The 12,798-nt window shown below is 74.3% G+C and carries 9 protein-coding genes; 7 read left to right on the forward strand and 2 right to left on the reverse strand.

The window, feature by feature from the left end:
- Positions 1–71: 71 nt before the first annotated feature.
- Positions 72–1,172, forward strand: coding sequence for a glycosyltransferase family 4 protein (locus D7294_RS08240; protein ID WP_422070669.1), 1,101 nt, complete (start codon positions 72–74; stop codon positions 1,170–1,172).
- Between the two features lie 99 nt (positions 1,173–1,271).
- Here the strand turns inward: D7294_RS08240 and D7294_RS08245 are convergent, their stop codons facing one another.
- Together D7294_RS08245 and D7294_RS08250 are read right to left on the reverse strand one after the other, a co-directional pair.
- Positions 1,272–2,351, reverse strand: coding sequence for a fatty acid desaturase family protein (locus tag D7294_RS08245; protein WP_241562195.1), 1,080 nt, complete (start codon positions 2,349–2,351; stop codon positions 1,272–1,274).
- 351 nt (positions 2,352–2,702) lie between these two features.
- Complete coding sequence (locus D7294_RS08250) at positions 2,703–4,508, reverse strand: glycoside hydrolase family 15 protein (protein ID WP_120677188.1); 1,806 nt, start codon at positions 4,506–4,508, stop codon at positions 2,703–2,705.
- A gap of 343 nt (positions 4,509–4,851) precedes the next feature.
- Here D7294_RS08250 and D7294_RS08255 point away from each other — a divergent pair, with 343 nt between their 5' ends.
- The 6 genes from D7294_RS08255 (at position 4,852) to D7294_RS08280 (ending at position 12,778) form a co-directional block, all read left to right on the forward strand.
- Positions 4,852–6,519 (forward strand): CTP synthase, encoded by a 1,668-nt coding sequence (locus D7294_RS08255; protein WP_120677190.1) that lies wholly within the window; start codon positions 4,852–4,854, stop codon positions 6,517–6,519.
- A gap of 5 nt (positions 6,520–6,524) precedes the next feature.
- Positions 6,525–7,178, forward strand: coding sequence for an NUDIX domain-containing protein (locus D7294_RS08260; protein WP_120677192.1), 654 nt, complete (start codon positions 6,525–6,527; stop codon positions 7,176–7,178).
- 36 nt (positions 7,179–7,214) lie between these two features.
- The gene (locus D7294_RS08265) at positions 7,215–9,470 is read left to right on the forward strand and encodes a tetratricopeptide repeat protein (RefSeq protein WP_241562196.1); all 2,256 of its coding nucleotides are present in this window, start codon (positions 7,215–7,217) and stop codon (positions 9,468–9,470) included.
- Positions 9,471–9,567: 97 nt separating this feature from the next.
- Positions 9,568–10,683, forward strand: a complete 1,116-nt coding sequence (gene ald / locus D7294_RS08270; protein WP_120677846.1) for an alanine dehydrogenase — start codon at positions 9,568–9,570, stop codon at positions 10,681–10,683.
- 428 nt (positions 10,684–11,111) lie between these two features.
- Positions 11,112–12,197 (forward strand): ParA family protein, encoded by a 1,086-nt coding sequence (locus D7294_RS08275; RefSeq protein WP_120677194.1) that lies wholly within the window; start codon positions 11,112–11,114, stop codon positions 12,195–12,197.
- Entirely contained in the window at positions 12,182–12,778 is a 597-nt protein-coding gene (locus tag D7294_RS08280) for a hypothetical protein (protein ID WP_174248298.1), read from the forward strand. The genes D7294_RS08275 and D7294_RS08280 overlap by 16 nt, the downstream gene beginning before the upstream one ends.
- Positions 12,779–12,798: the final 20 nt, after the last annotated feature.

Here is a 12,798-nt window from a genome sequence, read left to right on the forward strand (position 1 = left end):
GCGATCCCACCCCCAGGCGAACGAGAGGTTGCCGTGCGCGACGACGCCGGACCCCCGAGACGGGGCACGCCGTGAGCAGCGCGGCGCTGCACGTCGTGCAGCTGCTCGGCGGGGGCAGCGCCGGCACCGGGATGCACGTCAGGTCGCTGTCGGCCGGCCTGGTCGCCCGCGGCGTCGGCGTCACCGTCTGCGCCCCGGCCTCGGCGGAGCGGCGTTACCGGTTCACCGCGGCCGGCGCCCGTTTCGTGCCCACCCCGGTCACGGCCAGGCTGGAGGCGCTGAGCACGCTGCGCGCCGTGTGCGCCGGCGCGGACCTGGTGCACGCCCACGGCATGCGCGCCGGCATGCTGGCCGCGCTGGCGCTGCGCCGCCGCGCCGTCCCCCTCGTCGTCACCTGGCACACCCGGTCCACCACGCCGGGCATCCGCGCCCGGCTGCGTTCCGTCACCGAGCACTTCGTGGCGCGCGCCGCCTGGGTGGTGCTGGGCGCCACCTCGGACCTGGTCGACCGGGCCCGCCGGCACGGCGCGCGCGACGCCCGCCTCGCGCCGGTGGCGCTGCCGCCCAGGAGCCGGGGCCGCGGCAGGAGCCCCGACCCGGACAAGGCGCGCGCCGACCTGGGCGCCCCGGACCGCCCGCTGCTGGTCACCGCGGCCAGGCTGGACCGGCAGCGGAGCCTGGACGTGCTGCTGACCGCCGCCCGCTCCTGGCGCGGGCTCACCCCGCAGCCGCTGCTCGTCGTCGCCGGCGAGGGCCGGGACCGCGCGGCCCTGCAGCGGCGCATCGACCGCGAGGAGCTGCCGGTGCGGCTGCTGGCCCCGGCCACCGAGGCCGCCCGGCTGCTCCCGGTCGCCGACGCCGCGCTGCTCGTCGCCGAGTGGGCGGGGCGGGCGCCCCTGGCCCAGGAGGCGCTGCGGCAGGGCGTGCCGCTGGTGGCCACCGAGGTGGGCGGCGTGCCCGAGCTGGTGGGGGACGCGGCCGTCCTCGTGCCGTACGGGGACCCGGTGGCGCTCGGCGCGGCGGTGCGGGCGCTGCTCGCCGACCAGGACAGGCGCGCGGCGCTGGGCGAGGCCGGGCGCGCGCGGGCCGGGACCTGGCCGACCGAGGACACCACCGTCGCCCAGGTCCTGAGCGTCTACGACGAGCTCACCGAGGCCAGGCCCGCCTCCTGAGGGCCCCGGGCACCAGGCCCGCGGGCCCGGCAGGGGCCCGGAGAGCGCCGTGGCCCGGCGTCCCGGGCCGGCGGGGCCGGGGGAGCCGGGCGGAAGGGGTCAGTACTCCAGCTCGGGCCGCAGCGGGCCGCCCACCGCGTGGAGGTGGCGCAGCACCTGCGCGTAGGAGTGGAACAGCCCCGTCTCGTGGTAGTCGATGTGGTGCTGGGCGCAGAAGGACCGCACGATCTCCTGGGCGTGGCGCAGGTTGGGCCGGGGCATCGACGGGAAGAGGTGGTGCTCGATCTGGTAGTTCAGCCCGCCGAGCATGAAGTCGGTCAGCCGGTGCCCGCGGATGTTGCGGGAGGTCAGGACCTGCCGGCGCAGGAAGTCGATCTTGTCCTCCCGGGCGAAGATCGGCATGCCCTTGTGGTTGGGCGCGAAGGAGCAGCCCATGTACAGGCCGAAGAGGCCCTGCTGCACGAGCAGGAAGCACACGGCCTGGAGCGGGGGCAGCACCCAGAACAGCGCGGCGAGGTAGCCGATCACGTGCACCGCGAGCAGCGCCGCCTCCGCCAGCCTGGCCGGCCACCCGGTGCGGCCCCGGTCCAGCAGCGCCCGCACGCTCGCCACGTGCAGGTTGATGCCCTCGAGCAGCAGCATCGGGAAGAACAGCCACGCCTGGTGGCGCGCCAGCCAGCCGGCGGCCCCGCGGCGGCGGCGCGCGTGGTCCTCGGTGAACGCGATCGGCCCGTCCGCGATGTCGGGATCGCGGTCGACCTGGTTGGGGTGGGCGTGGTGCCGGTTGTGCTTCGCGATCCACCAGCCGTAGCTGAGCCCGACGAGCAGGTTCCCGTGCAGGCGCCCCAGCAGGCCGTTGACGCGCTTGGAGGCGGCGATCTGGTGGTGCCCCGCGTCGTGCCCGAGGAAGGCGGTCTGCGTGAACATCAGCGCCAGGAAGGCGGCGACGGCCAGCTGCCACCAGGAAGGCCCGAGCAGGGCGAAGGCGGTCCACCCCGCGGCGAGCAGCAGCAGGTTCACCACGATCTTCACGGTGTAGTAGCCGGGCCGCCGCTCCAGCAGCCGGGTCCGCTTGATCAGCCGGGACAGCGCGGCGTAGTCGCTGCCGCGGCGGCCGGGTGGAGCGCCCTGCGCGGCGAGGCCGGCACCGGCTTCCCGGTCGGCGATGTCGATGGTCACTGCGGTCTCCTTCGAGCCTGGGGAGGGCGCCGGCCGCACGCGGGCGCCGAAAGGGCAGGGCCCGGCGTGGGAATCAGCGAAAAGGCACGATCAGGCAGACTCGCGGGGACCGCCATGGCACGGCGGGCACTTCTCCCGCCGGCGCCTTCCGGGTGGCGTGCGCCCGGGCCGATCGTCGGGGAGACACAGAAGTCGACGCTGCTGTCAACGGAGCGAAGAAGCTGAAGCTTTCATCCGGGTGGAACACGTCCACGGTACAGGGCCGGGCGGGTAACCCGTCCGGCCGTGCGCCCGGGGACCGGGAGGCGGTGAGGCGGCTCCCGGGCGGGGAGCCGCCTCACCGCCCGCGGCTCAGCCGCCGTAGGCGCCGGAGGCGGTGAGGCGCAGGGCCGTGTCGATCAGCGGCACGTGGCTGAAGGCCTGCGGGAAGTTGCCCACCTGCCGCATCCGCCGCGGGTCCCACTCCTCGGCGAGCAGGCCCAGGTCGTTGCGCAGGGCGAGGAGCTTCTCGAACAGCTTCCGCGCCTCGTCCACGCGCCCGATCATCGCCAGGTCGTCGGCCAGCCAGAACGAGCAGGCGAGGAACGCGCCCTCGTCGCCCTCCAGGCCGTCCACGCCCGGCTGCGCGCCCGCGGTCGGGTAGCGCATGATGAAGCCGTCCAGCGTGGAGAGCTCCCGCTGGATCGCCTCGATGGTGCCGATCACGCGCTTGTCGTCCGGCGGCAGGAAGCCCATCTGCGGGATCAGCAGCAGCGAGGCGTCCAGCTCCTGGGAGCCGTAGAACTGCGTGAAGGTGTTGCGTTCCTTGTCGTAGCCGCGCTCGCACACCGTGCGGTGGATCTCGTCGCGCAGCTCGCGCCAGCGCTCCAGCGGGCCGTCGACCTCGCCCGACTCGATCAGCTTCACCGTGCGGTCCACGGCCACCCAGGCCATGACCTTGGAGTGCACGAAGTGCCGCCGCGGGCCGCGGACCTCCCAGATGCCCTCGTCGGGCTCGTCCCAGTGGTCCTCCAGGTACTGGATCAGCTTCAGCTGCAGCAGGTTGGCGTGGTCGTTGCGGGCCAGGCCCGTCATGTGCGCCAGGTGCAGCGCCTCGGTCACCTCGCCGTACACGTCGAGCTGGAGCTGCCCCGCCGCGCCGTTGCCCACCCGCACCGGCTGCGAGTTCTCGTAGCCGGGCAGCCAGCTCAGCTCCGCCTCCGCGAGCTCGCGGTCCCCGGCGACGCTGTACATGATCTGGAGGTTCTGCGGATCGCCCGCCACCGCGCGCAGCAGCCACTCCCGCCAGGCCCTGGCCTCCTCGTGGTAGCCGGTGCGCAGCAGCGAGGAGAGCGTGATCGCCGCGTCCCGCAGCCACGTGAAGCGGTAGTCCCAGTTGCGCGAGCCGCCGATCTCCTCGGGCAGCGAGGTGGTCGGTGCCGCCACGATGCCGCCGGTGGGCTCGTAGGTGAGCGCCTTCAGCGTGATCAGGGACCTGATCACCGCCTCCCGGTAGGGCCCGTGGTACGTGCACTGGGACACCCAGTCGCGCCAGAACTCCTCGGTGGTGGCCAGCGCCTCCTCCGGCTGCGGCACCGGCGGCGGCTGCCGGTGCGAGGGCTGCCAGCTGATCGCGAAGGCCACCCGGTCCCCGGGGGCGACGGTGAAGTCGGCGTAGGTGGTCAGGTTCCTGCCGTAGGTCTCCACCCCGGTGTCCAGCCAGACCGAGTCGGGACCCGCCACCGCGACGGTGCGGTCGCCCTCCTTGCGGACCCAGGGCACCACCCAGCCGTAGGAGAAGCGCATCCGCAGCGCCGAGCGCATCGGGACCCGGCCGCTGACGCCCTCCACGATCCGCACCAGCTGAGGGGCGTCCACGCCGCGCGGCGGCATGAAGTCGATCACCCGGACCGTGCCGCGCGGGGTGTCCCACTCGGACTCCAGGATCAGCGAGTCCCCCCGGTAGCGCCTGCGGCTGGCCGGCGGCGGCGGCGCGTCCTTGCCGTGCGCCGGGCCCAGCCGCCACAGTCCGTGCTCCTCGGTGCCCAGCAGCGAGGCGAAGACGGCATGGGAGTCGAAGCGGGGCAGACACAGCCAGTCGGCAGAGCCGTCCCGGCCGATGAGAGCCGCGGTCTGCATGTCCCCGACGAGTGCGTAATCCTCGATGCGCCCGGCCACGTGCCACTCCAGTCGAACAGTGCTCCGCCCCCCGTGGGACGTGCGGATTTTCCCTCGCCCATCTGAGCGTCCGAGCAGAATACGAGAGGCGAGGCGGTGCTTACGACACCTCTCGGATATCGGATCGGGCCACCGCGGTGACCTTGTTCACGTTAGATGGGAAAAGTCGAGATCCTGCATGAGATCGGCTTCGGCGCCGCTTCAGGTTCCGGCCACTGATACGCTGGCACTCCGTGGAGCGGAGGGCAGCGATCCCCCGAACCCCCTCATCGGCACCTCCCCGGGTACCCCGTGCGGAGGCCGTTGTGCATCCGACCTCGCGACACGGGAGCTCCCTTTGGCCATGCCGCCCAACAGCACGACGACAAAGCACATCTTCGTCACCGGCGGGGTCGCCTCCTCGCTCGGCAAGGGGCTCACCGCCTCCAGCCTGGGCGCCCTGCTCAAGGCCAGGGGCCTTCGGGTCACGATGCAGAAGCTCGACCCGTACCTGAACGTCGACCCGGGCACGATGAACCCGTTCCAGCACGGCGAGGTCTTCGTCACCAACGACGGCGCGGAGACCGACCTGGACGTCGGCCACTACGAGCGCTTCCTCGACGTCGACCTCGACGGCAGCGCCAACGTCACCACCGGGCAGATCTACTCCACCGTGATCGCCAAGGAGCGGCGCGGGGAGTACCTGGGCGACACCGTGCAGGTCATCCCGCACATCACCAACGAGATCAAGCACCGCATCCGGCGCATGGCCACCGACGACGTGGACGTGGTGATCACCGAGGTCGGGGGCACGGTCGGCGACATCGAGTCGCTGCCCTTCCTGGAGGCCGTGCGGCAGGTGCGGCACGAGGTCGGCCGGGACAACGTGTTCGTGGTGCACATCTCGCTGCTGCCCTACATCGGGCCCTCGGGCGAGCTGAAGACCAAGCCCACCCAGCACTCGGTCGCCGCCCTGCGCAGCATCGGCATCCAGCCCGACGCCATCGTGCTGCGGGCCGACCGGGAGGTGCCCACCGCGATCAAGCGGAAGATCTCCCTCATGTGCGACGTCGAGGAGGCGGCCGTGGTCGCCGCCATCGACGCCAAGTCGATCTACGACATCCCGAAGGTCCTGCACGGCGAGGGCCTCGACGCCTACGTGGTGCGCCGCCTCGCCCTGCCGTTCCGCGACGTGGACTGGGCCCAGTGGAACGACCTGCTGCGCCGCGTGCACCACCCGGAGCACGAGGTCACCGTCGCCCTGGTCGGCAAGTACATCGACCTGCCCGACGCCTACCTCTCGGTGACCGAGGCCCTGCGCGCCGGCGGCTTCGCCAACAACGCGCGGGTCCGCGTCAAGTGGGTCACCTCGGACGACTGCCGCCCGCCGGGCGGCGCCGCCGAGCAGCTGGCCGGCGTGGACGCCGTCTGCGTGCCGGGCGGCTTCGGGGACCGCGGCGTGGAGGGCAAGATCGCGGCGATCACCTACGCCCGCGAGAACCGCATCCCGCTGCTCGGCCTGTGTCTCGGCCTGCAGTGCGTGGTCATCGAGGCGGCCCGCAACCTGGCCGGCATCGAGGGCGCCAACTCCACCGAGTTCGACCAGGGGGTCGCCCACCCGGTGATCTCCACGATGGAGGAGCAGCTGGACATCGTGGCGGGCGAGGGCGACATGGGCGGCACCATGCGCCTGGGCCTGTACCCCGCCAAGCTGGCCGAGGGCTCCCTGGTGCGCGAGGTCTACGGCGGCGAGGCGTACGTCGAGGAGCGCCACCGGCACCGCTACGAGGTGAACAACGCCTACCGGGCCGAGCTGGAGAAGAAGGCGGGCCTGGTGTTCTCCGGCACCTCCCCCGACAACAAGCTGGTGGAGTACGTCGAATACCCGGCGGACGTCCACCCGTACCTGGTCGCCACCCAGGCCCACCCCGAGCTGCGCTCGCGGCCGACCCGGCCCCATCCGCTGTTCGCCGGGCTGATCCGGGCCGCGGTACGGGCGCGCGGCGCCGAGCCGCTGGGCGTAGGAAACTGAGCGCCATGACCGAGCAGCCCCGTGACTTCCTCGCCGACACCCCGGCCGAGTGGCCCGTCACCTCGTCCCAGACCCCCTTCACCGGCAACAAGACCAGCGTGCGCGCCGACGAGGTCGTGATGCCGGGCGGCCGCACCGCCCGCCGCGACTACCAGGTCCACCCGGGCTCGGTGGCCGTCCTCGCCCTCGACGAACGCGACCGGGTGGCCGTCATCGAGCAGTACCGCCACCCGGTGCGGCACCGGCTGTGGGAGATCCCGGCGGGGCTGCTCGACGTGCCGGGGGAGCCCCCGCTCGACGCCGCGCGGCGCGAGCTGTACGAGGAGGCCCACATCAAGGCGGACGACTGGCAGGTGCTCGTCGACGTCTACACCAGCCCTGGCGGCTCCGACGAGGCCGTGCGGGTCTACCTGGCCCGCGGCCTCGCCGAGGCGGAGCAGGAGCGGTTCGCCGCCGAGGAGGAAGAGGCGGAGATGCGGCACGCCTGGGTGCCGCTCGCCGAGCTGACCCGCGGGGTGCTGGCCGGCCGGCTGCACAACACCTGCCTCGCCGTGGGCGTGCTGGCGCTCACCGCGGCCCGCGCCGAGGGCGGCCTCGGCACCCTGCGCCCCGCCGACGCCCCCTGGGAGGCCCGCCCCTTCGGGCCTGACGTGTCCTGACCTGGCGTCACCAGGAGCGTGGCATACGCTCGGCCCGTGACGGACCTGACCGAACAGCCAGTCACCGGACGGATGCGGGTTCCCGAGTTCCTCGGCCGCCGGCGGGAACTCGCCGACCTGCGCGCCGGCCTCGACCGGGCCGGGCTCGACACCATGGCGGGCCGTCCCGCGGCCCGCTGCCGGGTGCTCCTCGTGGCCGGCCGCCCGGGCACCGGCAGGACCGCGCTCGCCGAGAAGTTCGCCGCCGAGCTGGTGGCCGAGGGCGGCCACAGGAACGGCGTGCTGCGCGCCCGCCTCACCGGCCCCGGCGGGGTGCCCGAGCCGGCCGAGCGCGCCGTGCGCGAGCTGCTGGCCGCCCTGGGCGTCCGCCCGCCCGTGGGCGCGGACGACGGGGAGCTGATCGACGTGCTGCACGAGGCGCTGTCGGGGCGGCGGGCCGTGCTGCTGCTCGACGACGTGGCCTCGGCGCGGCAGCTCGCGGAGCTGGTCCCCGACGGCCGGGACAACCTGGTGCTCGCCGTCTCGACCGGTCCGCTCACCGGCGTGCCGGACGTGCGGCCCTGCACCCTCGGCGGCCTCGACCGGCAGACCGCGCTGCGGCTGCTGGCGCGCGGGGCGGGCCCGGTGCGGATCGCCAACGACCCCAGCGCGGCCGATCGCCTCGCCGAGGCGTGCGGGGACCGGCCCGCCGCCCTGGTGCTCGCCGCGGGCTGGCTGGCCGCGCATCCGGAGGCCACCGTCGCCGATGCCCTCCGCCGGCTGTCGGCGGCCCGGGACCCGGCGTTCGCGCCGCCGGAAGACCCCGAGGCCGCCGGGGCGGCCGGGCCCGGGGAGGGGGAGGGCGGCGGACGGGCGGACCCGCCCAAAGACCAGGAAGCGGCGGAGGTCCCCGCCGGCGCCGGGGACCTCGCGGACGAGCCGCTGCGCCGCGCCTTCCTCCTGGCCCACTCCGGCCTGCCCGCGCACGCCGCCCGGCTGCTGCGGCTGCTCGTGCTCGCCCCCGCGGGCCTGGTCGACGCCCACACCGCGGGCGCCCTGGCGGGCTGCCCCTTCGGCGTCGCCAGGGCCACCCTCGCCGACCTCGCGGCGGCCGGCCTGCTGCGCCTGGCCAGGCCCACGGTCGTGGGCGGCGCGGAGGCCGGCGCCGGGGACGGCGAGGAGTACGCCGTCCCCGGCTGCTTCGACCCGCTGCTGCGCGCGCTGCTGCGCCACCGCGAGCGCCCCGGCGAACTCCTGCTGGCCCGGGCGCGGATGCTGGAGCGCACCGTCCGCAGGCTGCGCGCCTGCCAGGCCGTCACCGAGCCGCGGGGCTCGGCGGCCAGGGAGTGGCTCGCCGGCCAGCCGGCCGCGCTGCGCTTCCCCGGCCCGGCCGCCGCGAACCGGTGGCTCGCGGCCCACAGGACCGCCCTGCTCGCCGTGGCCCGCCTGGCCGTCGCCGACGGCGAACTCGACACCCTGGCGCGGCGGGTGATCGCCGCGCTCGGCCACGCCCTGCTGGCGCACCTCGGCGACGAGGAGGCGGCGCCCGACCTGTACCGGCTCCACGAGTTCTCGCTCACCGTGGCCGACCGGCAGCGGCTGGCGGGGGAGCGGGCCGCGGCCCTGCTCAACCTCGGCGACCTGGACGCCCGCGCCGGGCGCCCGGCCGCCGCGCTCGACCGGTACCGGGCCGCTCTGGAGGCCGCGCGCGGCGAGCGGGAGCAGGTGGAGGACTCGCTGGTGGGCCGGGCCCTGGAGTCGCTCGGCGCCACCTACGCCTCGGGCGGGGACTGGCCACGGGCCGCCGACTGGTTCGGCCGTGCCCTCGCGCTGCGCCAGGCCCGCGGCGACCTGGCCGCCGTGGCCAGGCTCCAGGGCCGGGCCGCCGACGCCCTGCACCGGGCCGGGCTGTGGGACGAGGCGCTGCGCGGCTGGCGGGCCGCCGCCGCCGCGCACCGCAGGCGGGGCGAGACGGGGGAGCAGGCCGTGGCCCTGGCCAGGGCGGCCGAGGTGCAGGACTTGGCGGGCTGGCCCGAGGACGCGCTGCGCACCGGGGAGGACGCCCTGCGCCTGGCGGCGCGCGCCGGGGACCTGCCGCTCCAGGCGGCGCTGCGCGCCCGGCTCGCGGACTGCGCCGAGCGCTGCGGCCGTCCGGCGGAGGCCAGGCAGCACCGCTCCGCCGCCGCGCGCCTGCCGGCCGCCCCGCCCGCGCCCCGGGACCGGGCGCACCGGGAGCCACCCGGCGGGCAATCCTCTGGATCAGCAGAGGGAACGGCTTTTGAAACACAGAACACACGCCCAGGAAATGAGTGAATGCAAGGCTGGACAACCTCATCTCCTTAGTTAGAATGGCAGTGGTAACGCAACGTAGCGCACCGTAGATCGCCGCAGATCGAGGACCGTGATCGACGTGAAGGTCGGCATCCCCCGCGAGGTCAAGAACAACGAGTACCGAGTAGCCATCACCCCGGCCGGCGTGCACGAGCTGGTCTCCGGTGGGCACGAGGTCTATGTGGAGCGGGGGGCCGGGCTCGGCTCCGCGATCCCCGACGAGGAGTACACCGCGGCGGGCGCCGTCGCGCTGGCGGAGGCGGACGAGGTCTGGGCCCGCGCCGACCTCCTGCTGAAGGTCAAGGAGCCGGTCGCCGAGGAGTTCCACCGGCTGCGCAAGGACCAGGTGCTCTTCACCTACCTGCACCTGGCGGCCTCCGCCGAGTGCACCCGCGCCCTGCTCGACTCCGGCACCACCGCCATCGCCTACGAGACCGTCGAGGCCGCGGACCGCTCCCTGCCGCTGCTCGCCCCGATGTCCGAGGTGGCCGGCCGGATCGCCCCCCAGGTGGGCGCCTACCACCTGATGCGCTCGGCCGGCGGCCGCGGCGTGCTCCCCGGCGGCGTCCCCGGCACCCCGGCGGCGCGGGCGGTGGTCGTCGGCTGCGGGGTGGCCGGCCGGCAGGCCACGCAGATCGCCGTCGGCATGGGCTTCCACGTCACGCTGCTCGACACGGACGTGGCCAAACTGCGCGAGGCCGACCGGGCGTTCGGCACCCGGGTGCAGACGGTGGTGTCCAACGCCTACGAGCTGGAGCGCGCGGTACTCGGCGCCGACCTGGTGGTCGGGGCCGTGCTGGTCCCGGGGGCCAGGGCGCCCCGGCTGGTGAGCGACGCGCTGGTGGCCCGGATGAAGCCCGGCAGTGTCCTTGTCGACATCGCGATCGACCAGGGCGGCTGCTTCGAGGGCTCGCGGCCCACCACCCACGCGGAACCGACCTTCCGCGTCCACGAGTCGGTGTTCTACTGCGTGGCGAACATGCCGGGCGCCGTGCCGAGCACCTCGACCTCCGCGCTGACCAACGTCACGCTGCCGTACATCGTCAGGCTCGCCTCGCTGGGCTGGCGGCGGGCGCTGCGCGAGGACCCGGGGCTGGGGCGCGGCCTCAACGTCCACGACGGGCAGGTGGTCTCCGTCCCGGTGGCCGGGGCCCACGGCCTGCCGCACACCGAACTCGCCGCGATCCTCGGCTGAATCGCGCGCGGCGCCGCGTCAACCGGCGGGTCAACATCAGGAATGTCACACGACCCGCGGTGGTTGGCCGCGCCGCGCGCGAAGCGGTACCCTCCCCTCCGCGCCGCGCCCACCGGTCAACTCGTCATGAATGTTGCGCTTTAGCCGATTCGCGCCCCCGGGAATCGTCCCACTGGCGAGGCTTGTGCCCTTGACAAGCGAGTGTTCGACGGCCGACACATCCGTGCCGGTCCGGCGGATTGTGTTGCTGTGAACCGCCGACACGCCATAGAGTCGCCAATCGTCGGCATGGTGCAACGCTGACTCTGTCTAGAAGTTCCCTGGTCCCCAAGGAGGTAAGACGACTTGTGAATGAGTCGACAATTACTCCCCGGGGAGGACAACCAGGCATCCCGGAGCGGCAGCACAGCGCCTCGGATCTGACGGGCATGGGCTCCGTCGCTGTCCACACCTACGCAACCCACCAGAGCCAACCGAGCATGACAGCGCATCAGAGCACGGAAGGCCATGACGCGAACGCCATGGCAGCGAACCGCACGGTCGGCTCCACCGACCGTCTCCCCGACTACGAAGACCTCCCCGACGGGCAGTTCTACGACCCGGACGCGGAGTACGAGCCCGATCCCGAGTACGCCGCCACCATCGCGCCCGACGCGGCCAGGCAGCGCCGCGAGCGCATCGGCCCCACCGGTCGCCCGCTGCCGTACTTCCCCATCCCGGGGCCGCTGACCGAGCGCGGCCCGGCGAAGATCATCGCGATGTGCAACCAGAAGGGCGGGGTCGGCAAGACCACCTCGGCCATCAACCTGGGCGCCGCGCTCGCCGAGTACGGCCGCCGGGTCCTGCTGGTCGACTTCGACCCGCAGGGCGCCCTGTCCGTCGGCCTCGGGGTCAACCCGATGGAACTCGACCTCACCATCTACAACCTGCTGATGGAACGGGGCATGGCGCCCGACGAGGTCCTGCTGAAGACCGCCGTCGCGGGCATGGACCTGCTGCCGAGCAACATCGACCTCTCCGCGGCCGAGGTGCAGCTCGTCAGCGAGGTGGCCCGGGAGTCGACCCTCCAGCGCGCCCTGCAACCGCTGGTCAACGACTACGACTTCGTCATCATCGACTGCCAGCCCTCGCTCGGCCTGCTCACCGTGAACGCGCTCACCGCGGCGCACAAGGTGATCGTGCCGCTGGAGTGCGAGTTCTTCGCGCTGCGCGGCGTCGCCCTGCTGACGGAGACGATCGAGAAGGTGCAGGAGCGGCTGAACCCCGACCTGCGCCTGGACGGCATCCTCGCCACGATGTACGACTCCCGCACGGTGCACAGCCGGGAGGTCCTGGCCCGCGTGGTCGAGGCCTTCGACGACAACGTGTACCACACGGTCATCGGGCGCACCGTCCGTTTCCCGGAGACCACCGTGGCCGGGGAGCCGATCACCACCTACGCCTCCAACTCGGTCGGCGCGGCCGCGTACCGCCAGCTCGCCAGGGAGGTGCTCGCCCGGTGCCACGCCGAGTGAGTCTCCCGGCGGCCGACGAACTGTTCCGTAATACCGGTGGGGCCGCGGTGCAGCCCTCGACCCCGCACGAGCACGGGGGCGGCGGCACCGCAGCCGAGGCCGCGCCGCGCGTCCCCGCGCCCGCGGGGGAGCCGCGGCAGGGCGCCGCGGACGGCGCCGAGGGCGCCGAGTCCGGCGGCCAGGCGGCCGAGGAGGGCCGCAGGCGCCGGATGGCGGCGGAGGCGCCCGCGCGCGGCGCCACCGAGCGCCAGGTCCCCGGGCAGCCCAAGCGCGACGCGACCGGCCCCGGCGCCTCCGCGGGCGCCAAGGGCGCCAGGGCGGGCGCGGCTCCCGCCCCGCGCAAGGGCGGGCGCCCGGCGCGCAGGCCCAGCGGGCGCGAGCGCCACGACGAGAAGATCACGGTCTACGTCTCCGCCGAGGAGCTGATGGACCTCGAACACGCCCGCCTCGTGCTGCGCGGCGAGCACGGCCTCGCCGTCGACCGCGGCCGCATCGTCCGGGAGGCCGTCGCCGTCGTGCTGGCCGACCTCGAATCCCGCGGCGAGGCGAGCATCCTCGTGCGCCGCCTCCGCGGGCGCTGACGGCGCCGCGCCTCCGGCCC

This window comes from Streptomyces hoynatensis (assembly GCF_003626535.1).
In the GTDB taxonomy this organism is placed as follows: domain Bacteria; phylum Actinomycetota; class Actinomycetes; order Streptomycetales; family Streptomycetaceae; genus Streptomyces; species Streptomyces hoynatensis.